Consider the following 16564-nt stretch of genomic DNA (forward strand, 5'->3'; position numbering starts at 1 on the left):
AGAAGCTTTGCAGTCTGTTCACTCTGCTGTTCGTTGCGGGTTGAGAAAACCATGGGATAAAGGATAGTCGCTGCAAGGGAAAGGTATTATTCTCTTTCTCTGTCCAGCAGCTTTTTAGGAATTACAACCGCCATTTATGGCGGTTTTTTTATTTCACTCACCTGCTTTTTTCTTACCGGTTTTTCCATCGGCTTTTATCTGTGGTGTCCGTTGATTTCCGGCTTTGGTTGATTTGGCCTTTCTGGCTGTCATTAGAGCAGAGTTGGCTTCGCTTAAGTGGGCGGTTTTGGTTATCATTTGTCCGTAATCAATAATCAGAATTGTTAACAAGAGGTCCTGATGAAGCTGACAATTATCAGTGGAAGCCATCGGAAAGAATCCCAGAGTACTCGTATCAGTCATGTGCTTAAAGAGCGTGCTGAAACATTGGGATTGTTTGATCAGGTTGATGTGCTTGATCTCGCTGAAAATCCATTGCCGCTGTGGGATGAATCCATTTGGTCTGGTAATGAGGAATGGAAGACCCTTCTGGCTCCCTGGAGAGCGGCATTGAACGCCAGTGATGCCGTTATTGTGGTGGTGCCGGAGTGGAATGGTATGGTTCCCTCAGGTCTGAAAAACTTTTTCCTGATTTTTGGGGCGGCGCAGCTGGGGCATAAACCAGGTCTAATTACTGCGGTCTCTGCAGGGCAGGGGGGCTCTTATCCCATCGTAGAGTTACGCTCCAGCAGTTATAAAAACTGCCGTCTCTGTTACATTCCGGATCACCTTATTGTCCGTAATGTTGCTTCTGTAATGACGGGTGAAGATGCAGAAGCCGATCAGCATATGCAGGAGCGTATGGATTACAGTCTGGCTGTCCTGAAAGAGTATGCGGTTGGGCTCAAGGGTGTCCGGGAAAGCGGTGTTATTGATCACAAAACGTTCCGAAACGGTATGTAGTTCTGACTCAAAGAGCGCCTGGTGCGCTCTTCCTTCCTTTGTTCTTCTTCCTTGATTGTACTCTTGATATTTCGATCGGATCTCTTACTTTGTAAGGAAAATACCGGATTTTGGTTGCAGAGCCGAAATCCTTTTCTAAGCTGTGGGGATGGTTGTACAGGAGTGTTTTATGAAACGCATTAATCTGATTTTTGCTTTAGCTATCGCCGTTCTCTTGATTGGTTGTTCCAGCCCTCACATTATTACGCTCAAAGATGGTCGTTCAATTACGTCAAAAGACACACCACACATGAACAGTGACGGCTTCTATGAGTACGAAACTCTGGATGGTTTTGAAGCCAGTGTGAATGGTGATGAAGTCCTCGAGATTCATGAAAAATAATATTTATTGCTGAGTTTGTCAGTAGTGATTTCAGGCCGGGAAAGTGGAGTAAAACAAGTTTATGGTGGGCATGGCATTTAGATTGTCGAATCCCCTGTTATCAAGGTGGCGGGGGTTCATGCTTTTGTCATTAGCCTTGTTGCTCTCAGCTTGTGTTGATAAATACAAGCAGGAAGCTGTGCTGGAGCAAACCAGTGTCGATCTGGCCAGGCAGGCAGAGGATTCAGGCTATGGTCTGATTACAACGGATGAGCTGGCCCAGATGATCGATTCTGAAGAGCCTTTTCTGCTCGTAGATGTCAGAAAGGCAGAAGATTACAGAAAAGGTCATATTCCAGGTGCTGTTAATTTCACTTTTCCAAAAACTGCGGTTATGAGTGATGGCTGGGATGATTCTTTGATGGATGGGTTAAAGGAAGAGGATTTTGTTCGGCTGCTGGATGACAAAGGGAGGGTTCTGGTGTTTACCTGTGGCAGAACAAGCTGTCTGCGTGGTCATAACGCTGCCATGTGGGCTGTGCGCCTGGGGTATCATAATGTTTTTCGTCACCCTGGTGGTCAGGAAGCATGGAAAGGGAAAGGGCATGCACTGGAAAAGTCCGGTTAGCCGACTCAGTCGGCTTTATTCTGTTTTAATGCCCAGTTCATAAAATTTGAGAGCAATTTCTTTCCATTTTCCCCGGACACTTCCGGGTGGAATTGCACACCCAGTATAGGGCGATCTTGGATTTTAATGGCCTCAACGTCGTAAAACTCTGATCGTGCCAGAACGCTTGTCTTTTCACCTGTCTGTATTCCTTCACAATGATCCTCTTTGAAGAGGGGATCTGTGGGAAGATTATCAAACAGAGGGTGGTCATCCAGAATGACAATCTTGTCTTGTTCTCTTCTTTCCTGGTCTCGATAGACTTCACCTCCGTATGTCAGGGCTATAGCCTGATGTCCCAGACAAATTCCGAGAGTGGGTGGGAGTGGTTGTTGTAAAAACTGAAATTGCTGCATCAATTCATTTTTTTTCTCAGGGCTCTCAGTAAACAGATGCGGACCCCCGGAAATAATAACAGCAGGTGCTTTGTTGAAAAGGGAATGGTTGGCTTCTTTCAGGGGGGTGATGTGGGATGGAATGCCAAGATGGGAGAGAATGTTTTGTATCTCGATGGTTTTGCTGCTACCACAATCGATGATGATGACCTGGTCGGCTTTATTTTGATCCATCTTATTCTCAGTCAATCAGTGTGAGCTTTTATTTAAGCAGTAGTAAGTTCAAATTGCAGCTCCCCTGTGTGATGAATCAACCGGCATAGCGCATTAAAAGCAACGCTCAAAAATAATAAGAAGAAAGATAGGAGGGTTTTTAGGCGGGGGAGGAAAACAAGGGTTTTCCTCCGGAACAGCATTTACATTTCGTTGGTGAAAGTGCGAGTAATAACGTCGCGCTGTTGTTCTGGGGTCAGGGAGTTGAAACGTACCGCATAACCAGAAACGCGGATGGTCAGAGACGGGTATTTCTCTGGGTTGGCGGCGGCTTCTTCCAGCTTTTCACGGGACAGAACGTTGACGTTCAGGTGTTGACCGCCTTCACGGATGGTCTTTTCTTCAAACGTCAGCTCGATATCACGACTTTCGAACGTTCCCAGTTTTTCTACTGGCAGAACGGTGTCGTTTTCCAGCTCGTCGCCTTTAGCGCAGATCAAGCGAGCTTCTTGAGTGGCTGCATCAATCAGCCAGATGGAGTTAACCAGGGCGCTGTTTTCGCTGGAGATGATTTGAATGCCTTTCATGATACGTCTTAACCCTTGATTCTGTTTTCAGTAGCCCGGAAATTTCATAATGTGTCGAGCTTGTTGCTCACTGTGTTATTAACGTACACATCAAAAGTAAGCTTTCCGGTATTTCTCTCGTCATTACAATAACCAAAGCGGCTTTATCATTTTTCCGGGCTAATGCAGGTCTTGGAGAAATTGAATGGCATCATAGCAATCTCAATCGGGCATATAAGTAAGCATTCTTACTTAACTTATTAAATGTATGGGTTTTAGGGAGGTGGGTGAAAAATACTGACACAAACGGGTGGTTTTTGTTGAGAATGTTTGTGCCAGTTCGTACTGAATTGCTTAGCGAATATACTCGAAGACTTTTACAATTTTCTGAACACCGCCGGTGTTTCTGACAATATCAACCGCTACCTGTGCCTGCCGTGGGCTGGTAAGTCCCATCAGATAAACGGTCCCTTTTTCGGTGTTGATCTTGATGCGATCTGCAGAGATTTCTTCGCTCTTGATCAGGTTGGTCTTCACCTTGGTGGTGAGCCAGGAATCATTGCTCTGCTCAAGCAGGCTGGCGTTGCTGCCAACAGTGAGTTCGTTATAAACCTTGTGGACTTCGTCGACAGTCTTGGTGGTTTCTTCTGCAAGTCGCTTAAGTTCAGCACTGGGTACCTGACCAACCAGTAGTACCGTGCCGTTAAAGCTGACAATCTTTACCCGGCTGTCTTTAAAGCGTTCATCGGCTTTATTGATATTGACCGCCGCTACGGTTTCAATAGTCTGGTCGTCTATCCAGTTGCCCCATGAACGCTCGGTAGGGTCCATGCTGATAGGGTCTTCATTAAAGCTGTCTACAATGGTTGCACAGCCACCCAGCAGAAACAGTGAGCTGGTTAAAATCAGGGCGCATAAACGCTTCACCTTATAATCTCCCGGTCGGTGATGAATTAAATGGAGTCCGTATTATTCCCCGGAAAACAGGAATTCATCGATCAGATCACACAGGCAATGAATGACCAGTGTATGAACTTCCTGAATGCGGGGGGAGCTATTGTCTGGAACCCGGATTTCAATATCTTCTGGGTGCAGTAATCTGGCCATATCCCCTCCGCTTTTGCCGGTCAGGGCAATCACTTGAATATCCCGGTCATGAGCTGCCTGTATCGCCTGAACAATATTGGGGCAATTGCCTGATGTCGATATGGCCAGCAGAATGTCGCCTTGTTGGCCCAATGCCCGAATCTGTTTTGAAAAGACCTCATGAAAACTGGTGTCGTTGGCAATTGAGCTTAATGTCAGGCTGTCAGCACACAGAGACATGGCAGGCAGGGCAGGTCTTTCCCGCTCGTAACGGTTCAGCAGTTCGGAAACAAAGTGCTGGGCATCGCCCGCTGAGCCTCCATTGCCACAGGCGAGGATTTTTCCTTCGTTCAGAAGAGATTGCACCATCATTTCGGATGCCTGAGCGATCAGGGGAGGCAGGCTATCTGCAGCACGGATCTTGGCATCAATGCTGTCTGAAAAGTGTTGTGTGATGCGCTCATGCATGTCTCAAAATCCCGAATGGTTTGCCGCTGTATCTTTTGCTATAGGCATTTTCTTTCGCTATGGGCATCATGAAAATCGTGAAAGCCTTATGAATTCATGGGGGATAGTAATAGAACAGTTAGTTTACCGTGATTTTTTTTTCATTACCCCTTTTTATTATACCCTTGCGTTTGATGCAGAGAGAAAATAGAGGGTGAGTTGGTTTTAGCTGTACTCTGTTGTTTAGTTAAGCGTTGGATCAAAAAATACCCTGAAGCCATTCTATAAGCTTTTCCTGACTTGCGTCATGGTGTGTGGGTGAATTTTTGAGCAGAAGAGCATCAAAGCGGCATAACCTGTGTTGATGGTTACGGTGGTAAGCCAGAAAGTGGTCGGCGGTCTTTCTGATTTTGTTTTGTTTGCTGGAGGTGATTGAGTCGGCGGCTGAGCCATATTGTGATTGGGTTCTGAAGCGAACTTCTATGAAAACCAGCGTTTCTTTGTCAAGCATGACCAGGTCTATCTCTCCTGCTTTGCAGGCATAGTTTCTATGGATCAGTTTCATGCCCCGGGCTCTGAGGTATTTCAGAGCCCGGTTTTCTGCAGAAATGCCTTTGTTATTGTGAAGCTTTAACTGCCAGAACATCGGCTTTGTCTTGGACTGGAATAGGGAGAGGTCTCAGTCGACCGTTGCGGAAAACCTGCCATGACAACTCTCTTTCAACATGATGAGTGCTATTGATGCTGAGCAGTCCTGTCAGTCCTTCCAGTCGGCTGCCGGGCAGGCTGGCAAGTTGCTGCAGACGAGGATACAACTTGAAGGCATCAGCACCCATGGCGTAAAGGCTGCCATATTGTCCCCTGGAGCTGCTCCATGTGGCTCGGATGTTGGACTCAAGGTTGCCTTTCTGGTCTGGGAGGTACCAGGTCATCACGGGCACTCTGAGGTTGTCCAGATCCTGGTCCCTGCTTGGGCTGACTCTGCCGGTGTATGCGCTGGAAGTTGCGTAAACCGGCAGTTTACCAGCGAACTGGTAAGAAAGAGCCGGTTTAAGCTGGCGGGCTTCTTTAGGGTTTGAAGGCATGTAGATCATGTCGACATCGTGCCTTCTCCGAGGCTCAAAGCCTAACTTTTCTCTGAGAACTCTGTTGAGTTCTTTGGCTCGCTTCTGGCTTTCGTCAACCAGTAAGGCCTGGCCAGCCAGTTGGCTGAATTCGGTTTTGTTGTTGAATTCAGAAATGCCGGCCACTTCGCCACCGAGTTTGGTCCATTCGGCAACAAAGCTGTTAGTGGCTCTGTCACCCCATGACGTTTCCGGACGTATGATTAGTACACGGCGATGTCCGTCCAGAATGCCACGGCGGGCAACGGCTCTGGCTTCATCTTCAGTAGAAAGGCCATACTCGTAAAAACTGTCTTTTTGAAGAGAGTGGTTGCCACTGCCTTCCAATGTGTTTAACGCAAGTACGGTAACGCCTTCAGGCGTATTCTCTTTCAGCAGGCTGACATTGATTTTGTCCAGAGGGCCGATAATCAGCTCAGTGCCTTTGTTTTTGGCATCATTGGCCAGCTCAACGACATTCTTGCCGTGAGTGTCCATGATAGTCACTTCAGGTATGGTCTCTGCAGACTCTGAAAGATCGTGATAATAGGCTGCAAGGAAGCCGTCTCGAATGGCTCTGCCAGCAGATGCCAGTGGTCCACTGACGGGAAGAAGAAGCGCAATTTTGTCAGGTTGTTGGGTGCTGGCTATCTGAAGGGCACTGATATCCTTTGGCAGATAAGCGATAGCGGTGTGGCTTGGCCAGCGACTTCGCCAGTTGCTCAAATCAGACAGCTGCTGGTCCAATGATTTTCCGGGGCGGTAAACCAGGGCAAGTTCCAGCCAGCCTTTCATGGCTTCGTTGCTGCTCTGGCTGCCCAGAGTAATCAGACGTTCTTCAGGGGCGTTGAGCAGAGTCTCCCAAAAGGCATCCCGGTTTTTGGGTTGTTGGTCAAGCTCACTGATGTTGGACAGCATGCTCCATTCATCCAGGGCTGCAACGTACTCTCTATAGCGGTTGTAGGCCCGGGCCTTGAGGGTATGGCTTTGATCCCGGAGTTGGGTGTTGCTGCTGTTGATGACCGAGGCTCGATCCAGCCAGAAAAATATTTCCCAGTTTTGCCCTGTCTGCTCAGCGATGCGAGCTCTTGCAAGTGCCATTTCAGCTCTCTGGGGTTCAGGCAGTTCTTCGTAATTCAGGCTGTCCAGAATAGCTTGTGCTCTGACCATCTGATCATTGATTAGCTGGTCAGCGGCCTGAATTTTCAGCTTGGCACTCTCTGGAAATGGGCTGCGCTTGGCGCGTTCCAGCAACTGATCGGCTCCCTCGGGAGCGAGTTCGTAGGCTGGTAGAGGCTGTTCAACCACTTTGCTGGGTTGTGATGAGCACCCTGCCAGCACTGCGCTAATCAGCAGGGTGGTTATCAGACTGTGCTTGGGCAGGCTCTGGCTCATAAAAAACTTCTGGCTCATAAAATCGGAGTCAACGACCGAACTGTTTTTGATGACAGTAGTCTACCCCAACACGCCTTGTGCGTCAGCCTGATGGGACAGAGATAAGTGGTCAAGTCATTAAGGAATCTGTCAACAAGCCTTTGAAAAGAGTAAACTCATGGCCGTTTGACTTTATTTCCCTCGATTATGAATGGTTTTCATGATCGATTGACTGGCTGGCAGGATATGTCTGAAAGCACCCTTTTTGTTGTTTCAACCCCCATTGGTAATCTCGATGATATGACGCCGAGAGCTATTGAGGTCTTGAAACAGGTTTCAGTGATTGCGGCAGAAGATACCCGACACAGTCGTAAGCTTCTCAATCACTTTGGAATCGAGACTCCCATGATTCCCTGTCATGAGCATAATGAAAGGCATCAGGCTGAAGTGCTTCTGGCTCGATTGCAGCAAGGGGATTCTGTCGCATTGATCAGTGATGCGGGGACGCCACTGATTTCAGATCCCGGGTTCGTATTGGTACGAACAGTCAGGGAGCAGGGTATTAAGGTGGCACCTGTTCCAGGTGCCTGTGCACTGGTAGCGGCTCTATCGGTCAGTGGTTTGCCGACTGACCGATTCTATTTTGAAGGTTTTCTGCCTGCCAAATCGTCCGGCAGGAAAAAAAAGCTCGAAGCGTTGGGCATTATGCCGCATACATGGGCAGTGTACGAGTCCACGCACCGAATTCTGGATAGTCTGGCAGACTTCCGGGAAGTGCTGGGTAAGGATCGTTACATTGTTTTGGCCAGAGAAATGACCAAAACATTTGAAACGGTTCTTGCTGGTACTGTTGAAGAGGTGGAGAAAATTTTACAAGAAGATTCCAATCAGTGCCGTGGAGAGTTTGTGGTGCTGGTGGAAGGTGCTGCTGAGCAGAAAGAAGAGTCAGTGGATCCTGATACGGTGAAGTTGCTGCAGCGGTTGTTGAAAGAGTTGCCGCCTAAAAAAGCAGCGGCAGTGATTGCAGATGTTTCCGGATATCGCAAGAAACAGCTGTATGAATTGTCGCTTTCAATGAAATAAGTGTCTTCTTTCAGGCTCTGTTGTGGAGCCTGATGCTTCTATCTTTTCATTCTGGTAAATCTGCTTTTTCCGTTAATCAGTTTTGTTGCCTTCGCGCAATTAATTCTCTGACTGCTTCGTCATACTGATTCTGTTCTGAGATACGATCCAGTTTTGCCAAAGCCTGGGCGGCATTACTGCCTGGGTTTTCCGAAGCCTCTCTTCTTAGTTCCATATCAATGAACTCTGCTTCTTTTTGTAGAGAGGGAGAGGCCGCCTGGCTGTATAAAAATGGAATGTCTTCCCGAACAGCAATAAACTCCGTTGAGTCGGATTGTCGGGTTTCGATTGACCACTTTTGGGTCAGGCTGCTAGCGATGCGAAAGTCGGGTGTTATTTCTTCGCAGAAAGGGGAGTGAATGGCTTTAAGTAACACTGTTTTGGAGGCAGGTGGCAGCCATTGGTTGTCTTGTGCGGTGATGCGAATGTTAATCCATTCGGCCTGGATAGTGGAGCAACTCTCCATAACTATTCGTGGAAAAGATGCTTTGAGGGTGGGCCTAAGCGCGATAAAGGACCCTGGGGGCGGAGTAAGCGTGCCTTGGTGCAACAGTATTTGCGAGTACTGTCCCAGGTAGATGAAATCCTGTGTTATGAGGTTGGCTTTTTCAGTGACCCATAGAGAAGAAGGCGTACAGATTTCATATTGGTCTGACAGGTATTTTGATTTGTAGTCAGAAAGCGTAGCGGGGTTAAGAGCGTTCTCAGCAAAATGTAACTGACTTTCCTGGCTGGATGTCATCGGACGGCACTTCTCAGTTCCCAGCTCTATTTTGCTCGCGTGGACCCGTGTGTGGTTGGTAAGTTCTACAGTGGCTTCAAACTTCATTGAAACGTTGTGCTGCTCTGGTGGTGCCGGGGTTAAGGTGTGGCTGGCTCCAAAAAGCGCAGTTGAACCCATGAGAAGTGACAGAGGTAGATGTTTTTGCAGGTTCATTTTTAATTAATGTCGAAAGTTAAGTGGATGAATTCTAGTCATGTATAAGGATCCTGCTGAAGCGGGAACGTTATGAATCATGTGTCGAAGCTGGCTTTTTTTATAACTTTGGGAAATGAACGAATTGCAGTGAGCGGGATCATTCGGTAGTATTCGCCGCCTCGAGTTGGCCGGGCAGTCGCTGTTGGATACTGTTTCAGTATCTGGTGGAGGAAAGTCCGGGCTCCAAAGGGTGTGGCGCCAGGTAACGCCTGGGGGGCGAAAGCCTACGGAAAGTGCAGCAGAGAGCAGACCGCCTAAGCTACCGTCAGGTAGCCGGTAAGGGTGAAAGGGTGCGGTAAGAGCGCACCGCGTGACTGGCAACAGTTCACGGCATGGTAAACCCCGCCTGGAGCAAGACCAAATAGGAATCCTAGAGGTGTGGCCCGCACTGGATTCGGGTAGGTTGCTTGAGGTGTCTGGTGACAGGCATCCCAGATGAATGATTGCCCAGACCTGTTTACAGGTTGGACAGAACCCGGCTTACAGGCCAACTCGAGCTTTTTTTTCTTCCGCTGTTTAGAGTTTTTTCCTGAACTGATCTCGGATGATGTGAATATCCAGTCTGCAATGGATTGGGCGTTGTCTGCATCCAGATAGGCAATTGTTTGAAATTTTTACATTTTTTTCAAACGCGTTTCCTGCTTCATGAGCTTAAACAGCTCTCTTCCCCAAGCTGCTCATTTTCATGCACTTTTTTGATGCAAAGCTCTGGTTGTGAGGTCTCTGGACTGGTCAATTCTTTGACGCAGCAGACAGATTCTGACCTTGACGTGGGTTTTTGAGATTTCTATAGTGTGCTTCAGTGGCGTAAAGTGGATAATTGTGGAGTTGAATGGGCATGATGTGGGAAAGAGGGGTGAAAATGAACACTTTTTTCTCTTCGGGCTGCGGCCTGTCATTCTGTCTGACTTGACCAGGGAGAACTGTTTTGTTTCGTGGGGTCAATGCCATCAACCTTGATGCTAAAGGGCGTCTTGCAATACCTACCCGTTATCGGCAGGTGTTGAGAGATCGCTGTGAAGGCAGCATGGTGGCAACTATTGATACCGACGAGCCCTGTCTATTGATATATCCACAGGATGAATGGGAGGCGATTCAGGCAAAGATTGAAGCCTTGCCCAGCTTTCATCCAATGACGCGCCGAATTCAAAGACTTCTTATCGGGCATGCCACCGACATCGATATGGATGGCAGTGGCCGAGTTTTGGTACCTCCCTTGCTCAGGGAGTATGCAGGTTTGGATAAGCACTGCATTCTTCTGGGTCAGGGAAAAAAGTTTGAACTGTGGGACGAAGCCTGCTGGAACCAGCGGCGAGACGATTATCTTCAGGAAGCCAGTGAATCCGGTGAAGTACCGGCTGAGCTCCAGTCTTTGTCCCTTTAATGGGTGAGAGCCCGGGCATGATAGATGTCATTGCAAGAACAATCAGATCAGCACATTACCGTGCTGTTAAATGAAGCGGTTGAAGCTCTGGTCACAGATCCTGACGGGATCTATGTCGATGGAACATTCGGTCGTGGTGGTCATAGTCGCGCTGTTTTGGAAAAGCTTTCAGACAAGGGACGGCTTTTGGGGATAGATAAAGACCCCGGAGCCATTGCTGTTGCAGAGCAGCTTGCTGAAAGTGACAGCCGTTTTTCCTTATTCCATGGCTCTTTTGCACAGCTGGAAGAAGCCCTTGACGGCGAGAAAGTGGAAGGCGTCCTGTTAGACTTGGGGGTTTCTTCGCCACAGCTGGATAATGCTGAGCGAGGCTTCAGCTTTATGCAGGATGGACCTCTGGATATGCGGATGAATACCGCCCAGGGAGAGAGTGCTGCAGATTGGATTAACCGTGCCGAAGAGCAAGAAATCAGTAAGGTAATCTGGGAGTTCGGCGAAGATCGTTTTTCGCGCAGAATTGCCAGAGCAATTGTCAGGGAAAGGCAAGAAGAGCCTATTACAACTACGAAGCGACTGGCAGGAATTATTGCTGCTTCCAGCCCCTCCAGAGAGAAGGGTAAGCACCCGGCTACCAGAGCGTTTCAGGCAATTCGTATACATATTAACCGAGAGTTGGACGATCTGGTGGATTGTCTTGATATTGCTCTGGAAGTCCTTAAACCAGGTGGGCGTCTGGTGGTTATCAGTTTCCACTCACTGGAAGACAGGATTGCCAAAAGGTTTATACGAAGACAGGCCAAAGGTGATGAGCTGCCGCGCTGGATGCCAGTAACGGAAGATCAGCTCAATAAACGACTACGACCCATAGGTAAGGCGACTAAGCCGAGTGAGCAAGAAGTTAGGGCGAATCCAAGAGCGAGAAGCGCGGTCATGCGTATTGCCGAGAAGCTGATCTGACAAGGCTGGAAAAATGGATAGAAAACCGCTGCAGGCGTTGTTTCAGAAATCCAATTTAGTCAGTGCTCTGCTGCTGGCCAGTGTACTTGTGTCTGGTGTCGCAGTGAGCTTTGTCGGTCATGAAAACAGACGGCTTCACAACGAGCTTCAACGGGCATTGGAGCAAAGGAACAAGGCTCAGGTTGAATGGGGGAAGCTGCTTCTGGAGCAGAGTTCCCTGACCAATCCCGGGCGAGTGGATAAAATTGCAAGGGAAGAGTTGGACATGGAAGTGCCTGACGCTGGACGTATCAAAATGGTGGCGCCGTGAAATCTGCAGCAAGGATAGTCAGCGCCAGCAGAAAAAAACAAACTGGCAAAGAAAATGCCATGCCTTACCGCTGGAGAATCAAACTCCTGCAGCTGTTGTTTATAACGGCCGGTTTGGTAATTTGCTATCGCCTCGTAGATCTTCAGGTTTTGAATCGTAATTTTCTCCAGAATGAAGGAGATAAGCGGTCTGTCCGTCATGAGTCCATTCCGGCACACCGAGGTGTCATATTTGATCGGAATGGCAAAATTCTGGCTGTAAGTGCCCCTGTCATGACCGTCTGGGCTGATCCTCAGGAGCTTATTAAAGCGCCAGAGCGTTGGAATGAACTGGCATTCGCTCTGAAAGTCGATAAGAGCTGGCTGGCTGGCAGGGTGAATAAGAGCGCTGCAAAAGAATTTATTTATCTCAAGCGACAAATGACGCCGGAACAGGGCGAGAAAGTTAAAGCGCTGAAAGTGCCGGGTGTTCATATTCTTGATGAACAACGCCGTTACTACCCCATGGGTGAAGTGACGGCGCATCTGGTTGGCATTACAGGTATTGATGATAAAGGGCAGGAAGGCCTTGAGCTGGGTTACGATCACTGGTTGACCGGCACCGAGGGTACCCGAAGATTACTAAAAGATCGCCGGGGTCGTCTGGCCAAAGAGGCAGAACTGGTGGAAAGCGCTCAGCCCGGAAAGGAATTGATGCTCAGTATTGATTCCCGACTCCAGTACATGGCTTACCGGGAGTTGAAAAGCGCGGTAGAAAAAGCCAAGGCTTCGGCGGGATCACTGGTGATGATTGATGTTCAGACCGGAGAAATTCTGGCTATGGTTAATCAGCCTTCCTATAACCCGAATAATCGAACTGGTCTGCAGCCCTACCGTATGAGAAACCGGGTAATGACTGATCTGGTGGAGCCGGGCTCTACCTTGAAGCCTTTTACTGTGGCTGCTGCCATGGAAACCGGAAAGTATGATCGTTATACCCAGATTAAAACCGGTGTGGGTTATTTGCGTGTCGGCCGAAATGCGGTTCGGGATGTCAGGGGTTATGGAACGATTGATGTCGAAACGGTTTTGAAAAAGTCCAGCAACATCGGCGTGACCAAAATGGCGCTCGATATTGGCGTTGATAAAGTAGTGGATCTGCTTCGGCGTGTGGGTGTAGGGCAGAGTCCAGGTACAGGTTTTCCGGGTGAAAGAGCGGGTTTTCTTCCCTATAAAGATCGCTGGAGCGATATTGAGGTGGCGACGCTCTCTTTTGGTTATGGTCTCACCGTTACCCCGCTGCAGCTAGCTCAGGCTTATTCAGTACTGGGATCTGGTGGCCTTCTCAGACCTGCATCCCTGATTAAACGGGATGTAGCTCCTGATGGTGTCAGGGTCATGGATGAAGAGGTGGCCCATGATGTTATGGCCATGTTGGGTAAAGTGGTCAGTAAAGGTGGCACAGGCTGGCGAGGTGCCGTTAAGTCCTACAATGTAGGGGGCAAAACGGGGACGGTTAAGAAAGTCGGTGGCAGTGGTTACCTTGAAGATCGTTACGTTGGTCTTTTTGCCGGCGTGGCACCAGTAGAAAATCCTCGTATTGCGACGGTTGTGATTATTGATGACCCCTCAGGAAAAGATTACTACGGGGGTGTGATTGCAGGACCGGTCTTTTCTAAAGTGAATGGTCAGGCTTTGCGAATGCTGGGTGTCAGACCCAGTGAAGACAAAGTGCTGACAGCTGGAAGAGCCAATCTGGGACGGATTGGAGTTATGAAACTGAAACAGGATGGAACATGACCTCGTGTCAAATGACGTCTTTAAATGAAGTGCTGGAGGTGCTGAATCAAACTCCGCTGGATAAAGACATAAAGCTGACAGGACTGGCCCTCGACAGCCGCAAGCTGATCGGGGGTGAGCTGTTTCTGGCTGTGCCGGGTCTGAGTTCTGATGGTCGGGAATTTATTGATGCGGCTGTGGCAGCAGGGGCAGCTGCAGTGCTTGCAGAGTCTATGGTTCAGTCTCACCTTGAAACAGACATGCTTGCTGGCAAGCCCATTATTTTTATTGAAAATTTAAAGGGGCATTTAAGCTTTCTTGCCGATCGATTTTATCGGCAGCCCTCTTCAAAGCTGAATCTGATGGGGGTTACCGGAACCAATGGGAAAACCTCTACCTGCTGGTTTACCGCTCAACTGCTTTCTTTGCTGGGTGAATCCTGTGCTGTGATGGGGACGCTGGGCAAAGGTGTTCCTCCCCAATTGCAGCCCTGTTTGAATACGACTTCTGATCCTGTCTCTACCCAGGGCTTTATGGCTGAACTGGTGGATAGCCATGTTTCTTCCATGGCTATGGAGGTTTCTTCTCACGGGTTGCATCAAGGGCGTGCGGATCAGCTGAAGTTTGAAGTAGGCGTTTTCACGAATATCAGTCGTGATCATCTTGATTATCATCAGACAATGGACGCCTATGCGAAGGCCAAGGCTTTGCTTTTTGCTGAAGGCAGAGTCAGAAAGGCCATCATAAATCTGGATGATGAATACAGTGAGCTGATGGTGTCCAGCTGTTCCGATGATACTGACGTTTTTACTTTCTCCATGGTCTCGAATCAAGCGGATATCTCTGCTCGTAATATTGTTCTGGATGCGGAAGGTGTTCAGGCAGATTTGGTGACTCCCTGGGGGAAAGGGTTATTAAAGACTCCCCAGCTTGGACGTTTCAGTCTGGAGAATCTTTTAGCGGTCATCGGTGCTGTTTGCTGTCAGGGCTACCCTCTTAAGCAAGTTCTTGAACAGATCCCTCAACTGAGTACTGTGCCAGGAAGAATACAAAGGTTAGGGGGCGACTCTAAGCCCGTGGTTGTGGTGGATTATGCCCACACACCGGATGCTCTGATCAGTGTACTGAGAGCATTGCGTGAGCATGGTGCTTCAAAATTAATCTGTGTCTTTGGCTGTGGTGGTGATCGTGATAGAGGCAAGAGACCTCTCATGACCCGGGCTGCTATCAAAGGCGCTGATGAAGTAGTGGTCACCAGTGATAACCCCCGTAGTGAAGATCCTGACGAAATTATTAAAGATGCGCTGGATGGTGTTGATCAGTCCGGCGCTTGTGTGACCTCTGTTGTTAATCGAGCTGAAGCTATTCAGCAGGCTGTTTCTGCTGCTGCTCCCGGAGATATTGTTGTCATTGCGGGTAAGGGGCACGAGGACTATCAGGAGGTTAATGGGGTTCGTCATCATTTCGATGATTGCGAAGAGGCCATTAAGGCTCTGGACCTTTGGCGACCAGAATACGTTTCCATCAGGGAGGGGGCATTATGATTCGATCATTCACCCTGTCTGAGTTAACGGAAGTTCTGGGCGGTGTTCTGTCAGGCAGTGATGCCCGCGTTTCGGGTATCAGCATTGATACCCGAACACTTGAGCAGGGGAATCTATTTGTTGCCATTAAGGGCCCCCGGTTTGATGGCCATGCCTATGTCAGACAAGCCAGGGACGCCGGAGCTTCTGCGGTGGTAGTTCAGGAACCTGTTGAAGAGCTTGGAGTTGCCCAGATTCTGGTCAGGGATACCGAAAAAGCTCTTGGTCGACTGGGCCAGTTTAATCGAGAGGGTTTTCATGCGCCGGTGGTGGCCGTTACCGGAACCTGCGGAAAGACCTCTGTTAAAGAGATGCTGGCGTCAGTATTTGAGCAGGCAGGCAAGGTTCTGGCCACTGAAGGCAATTTGAATAATGCCTATGGTGTGCCGCTCACACTGTTCAGGCTGGAAGAAGACCAGCAGCATGCTGTGATTGAATTAGGAACCAGCTCTCCCGGTGAAATTGATTACATTACTCGCCTGACTGAACCGGATGTTTCCATCATCATGAATGCCGCAGAAAATCACCTCAAGGATTTGTTAACGCTTGAGGGGGTTATTCATGAGAAAGGCTTCATTCTCGAAGGTCTCAAGGAAAATGGTACGGCTGTATTGAATTTGGATGACCCGAGCTTTCAGCATTGGCAAGAAAGGGCTTTGAAACAGTCTGGTCGAAGAGTGGTGTCTTTCAGTCTGGATAAGCCAGAAGCGGATGTGTTTGCTTCTGAGGTGTCTTCGACTTCGGAAGGTATGAGTTTTAGATTGCATGTCAGTCAGAAAGGGGTCGAAAGTCAGGCGGTTGTTCAATTGGCTTTCTGGGGCAAACATCAGGTTCAGAACGCTTGCTGTGCAGCTGCGGCTGCATTAGCCGTTGGGTTGGGGCTGGACATTATTGCCAAGGGGCTGGAGAATGCTCGGCCCTATCAACGAAGAGGGACTCGTTATCCTCTGTCTGACGGTGTTCTGGTCATTGACGAGAGTTATAACGCCAGTCCAATTGCTACCCTGGCAGCCATTGATCAGCTTGCTGATTGTGAAGGTAAAACCCTTATGGTGCTGGGGGATATGTTGGACCTTGGCGAGGTGACTGAAGCCCGGCATGTTGATGTGGGTGACTATGCTGCTACCAGAAATATTGATTGTTTTGCTGCTTACGGTACGGCGTCTATCGCCGCTGTAAACGCGTTCAATAATGATAATGGTCAGCATTTTGATGATAAAGAGGCTCTCTCGAACTGGGTAAGAACCCAGATACAGGCGTTCAGAGAACATCAGGACAATTGTTCTGTCACTGTTCTCGTCAAGGGATCGAGAGGAATGGAAATGTTGGATGTAGTCCGATCCCTGGTGGGATCAGAATATAAGGGAGAGCGCTGATA

At 48.7% G+C, this 16564-nt stretch carries 18 protein-coding genes and 1 other RNA gene; 11 read left to right on the forward strand and 8 right to left on the reverse strand.

Annotated elements, in window-relative coordinates; all coding sequences use genetic code 11:
* Positions 1–153 precede the first annotated feature (153 nt).
* Positions 154–297 (reverse strand): hypothetical protein, encoded by a 144-nt coding sequence (locus ACR2PX_RS04675; protein WP_433998203.1) that lies wholly within the window; start codon positions 295–297, stop codon positions 154–156.
* 42 nt (positions 298–339) lie between these two features.
* On the opposite strand from ACR2PX_RS04675, the gene ACR2PX_RS04680 reads away from it, so the two are divergent.
* From ACR2PX_RS04680 to ACR2PX_RS04690, 3 genes are all read left to right on the forward strand, one after another.
* Positions 340–942: an NADPH-dependent FMN reductase gene (locus tag ACR2PX_RS04680; RefSeq protein WP_433998204.1), complete on the forward strand. Its 603-nt coding sequence runs from the start codon at positions 340–342 to the stop codon at positions 940–942.
* 169 nt (positions 943–1111) lie between these two features.
* A complete protein-coding gene (locus ACR2PX_RS04685; protein ID WP_433998205.1) occupies positions 1112–1324 on the forward strand; it encodes a YgdI/YgdR family lipoprotein in 213 nt (70 codons plus the stop codon).
* 118 nt (positions 1325–1442) lie between these two features.
* Positions 1443–1931 carry a rhodanese-like domain-containing protein gene (locus ACR2PX_RS04690; RefSeq protein WP_433998206.1) on the forward strand — a complete coding sequence of 163 codons (489 nt, stop codon included), beginning with the start codon at positions 1443–1445 and terminating at the stop codon, positions 1929–1931.
* Positions 1932–1936: 5 nt separating this feature from the next.
* On the opposite strand, the gene ACR2PX_RS04695 is transcribed toward ACR2PX_RS04690, so the two are convergent.
* From ACR2PX_RS04695 to ACR2PX_RS04720, 6 genes are all read right to left on the reverse strand, one after another.
* Entirely contained in the window at positions 1937–2539 is a 603-nt protein-coding gene (locus ACR2PX_RS04695) for a glutamine amidotransferase-related protein (RefSeq protein WP_433998207.1), read from the reverse strand.
* A gap of 182 nt (positions 2540–2721) precedes the next feature.
* Entirely contained in the window at positions 2722–3105 is a 384-nt protein-coding gene (grcA, locus tag ACR2PX_RS04700; RefSeq protein ID WP_433998208.1) for an autonomous glycyl radical cofactor GrcA, read from the reverse strand.
* Positions 3106–3438: 333 nt separating this feature from the next.
* A complete protein-coding gene (locus tag ACR2PX_RS04705) occupies positions 3439–4011 on the reverse strand; it encodes a BON domain-containing protein (protein ID WP_433998209.1) in 573 nt (190 codons plus the stop codon).
* A gap of 42 nt (positions 4012–4053) precedes the next feature.
* A complete protein-coding gene (locus ACR2PX_RS04710; protein WP_433998210.1) occupies positions 4054–4638 on the reverse strand; it encodes a phosphoheptose isomerase in 585 nt (194 codons plus the stop codon).
* 238 nt (positions 4639–4876) lie between these two features.
* Positions 4877–5263, reverse strand: a complete 387-nt coding sequence (locus ACR2PX_RS04715; protein ID WP_433998211.1) for a YraN family protein — start codon at positions 5261–5263, stop codon at positions 4877–4879.
* Complete coding sequence (locus tag ACR2PX_RS04720; RefSeq protein ID WP_433998212.1) at positions 5235–7115, reverse strand: penicillin-binding protein activator; 1881 nt, start codon at positions 7113–7115, stop codon at positions 5235–5237. Before ACR2PX_RS04720 ends, ACR2PX_RS04715 begins: the two co-directional genes overlap by 29 nt.
* Positions 7116–7340: 225 nt before the next feature.
* Here ACR2PX_RS04720 and rsmI point away from each other — a divergent pair, with 225 nt between their 5' ends.
* Positions 7341–8177, forward strand: coding sequence for a 16S rRNA (cytidine(1402)-2'-O)-methyltransferase (gene rsmI / locus ACR2PX_RS04725; protein WP_433998213.1), 837 nt, complete (start codon positions 7341–7343; stop codon positions 8175–8177).
* A gap of 76 nt (positions 8178–8253) precedes the next feature.
* Here rsmI and ACR2PX_RS04730 read toward each other — a convergent pair whose 3' ends face one another.
* A complete protein-coding gene (locus ACR2PX_RS04730; RefSeq protein WP_433998214.1) occupies positions 8254–9153 on the reverse strand; it encodes a hypothetical protein in 900 nt (299 codons plus the stop codon).
* Positions 9154–9315: 162 nt separating this feature from the next.
* Here ACR2PX_RS04730 and rnpB point away from each other — a divergent pair.
* From rnpB to ACR2PX_RS04765, 7 genes are all read left to right on the forward strand, one after another.
* Positions 9316–9694, forward strand: an RNA gene (gene rnpB, locus ACR2PX_RS04735) — RNase P RNA component class A.
* 429 nt (positions 9695–10123) lie between these two features.
* Positions 10124–10579, forward strand: a complete 456-nt coding sequence (gene mraZ, locus ACR2PX_RS04740) for a division/cell wall cluster transcriptional repressor MraZ (protein ID WP_433998215.1) — start codon at positions 10124–10126, stop codon at positions 10577–10579.
* Positions 10580–10603: 24 nt separating this feature from the next.
* On the forward strand, positions 10604–11536 hold the full coding sequence (rsmH, locus tag ACR2PX_RS04745) for a 16S rRNA (cytosine(1402)-N(4))-methyltransferase RsmH (RefSeq protein WP_433998216.1): 933 nt from the start codon (positions 10604–10606) through the stop codon (positions 11534–11536).
* A 13-nt stretch (positions 11537–11549) separates the two neighbouring features.
* Positions 11550–11846 (forward strand): cell division protein FtsL, encoded by a 297-nt coding sequence (gene ftsL, locus ACR2PX_RS04750; RefSeq protein ID WP_433998217.1) that lies wholly within the window; start codon positions 11550–11552, stop codon positions 11844–11846.
* Entirely contained in the window at positions 11843–13624 is a 1782-nt protein-coding gene (locus ACR2PX_RS04755) for a peptidoglycan D,D-transpeptidase FtsI family protein (RefSeq protein WP_433998218.1), read from the forward strand. Before ftsL ends, ACR2PX_RS04755 begins: the two co-directional genes overlap by 4 nt.
* Complete coding sequence (locus tag ACR2PX_RS04760; protein ID WP_433998219.1) at positions 13621–15147, forward strand: UDP-N-acetylmuramoyl-L-alanyl-D-glutamate--2,6-diaminopimelate ligase; 1527 nt, start codon at positions 13621–13623, stop codon at positions 15145–15147. Before ACR2PX_RS04755 ends, ACR2PX_RS04760 begins: the two co-directional genes overlap by 4 nt.
* A complete protein-coding gene (locus tag ACR2PX_RS04765; protein WP_433998220.1) occupies positions 15144–16562 on the forward strand; it encodes a UDP-N-acetylmuramoyl-tripeptide--D-alanyl-D-alanine ligase in 1419 nt (472 codons plus the stop codon). Before ACR2PX_RS04760 ends, ACR2PX_RS04765 begins: the two co-directional genes overlap by 4 nt.
* Positions 16563–16564 lie beyond the last annotated feature (2 nt).

Source organism: Endozoicomonas sp., assembly GCF_051008435.1.
Lineage (GTDB): Bacteria > Pseudomonadota > Gammaproteobacteria > Pseudomonadales > Endozoicomonadaceae > Endozoicomonas_A.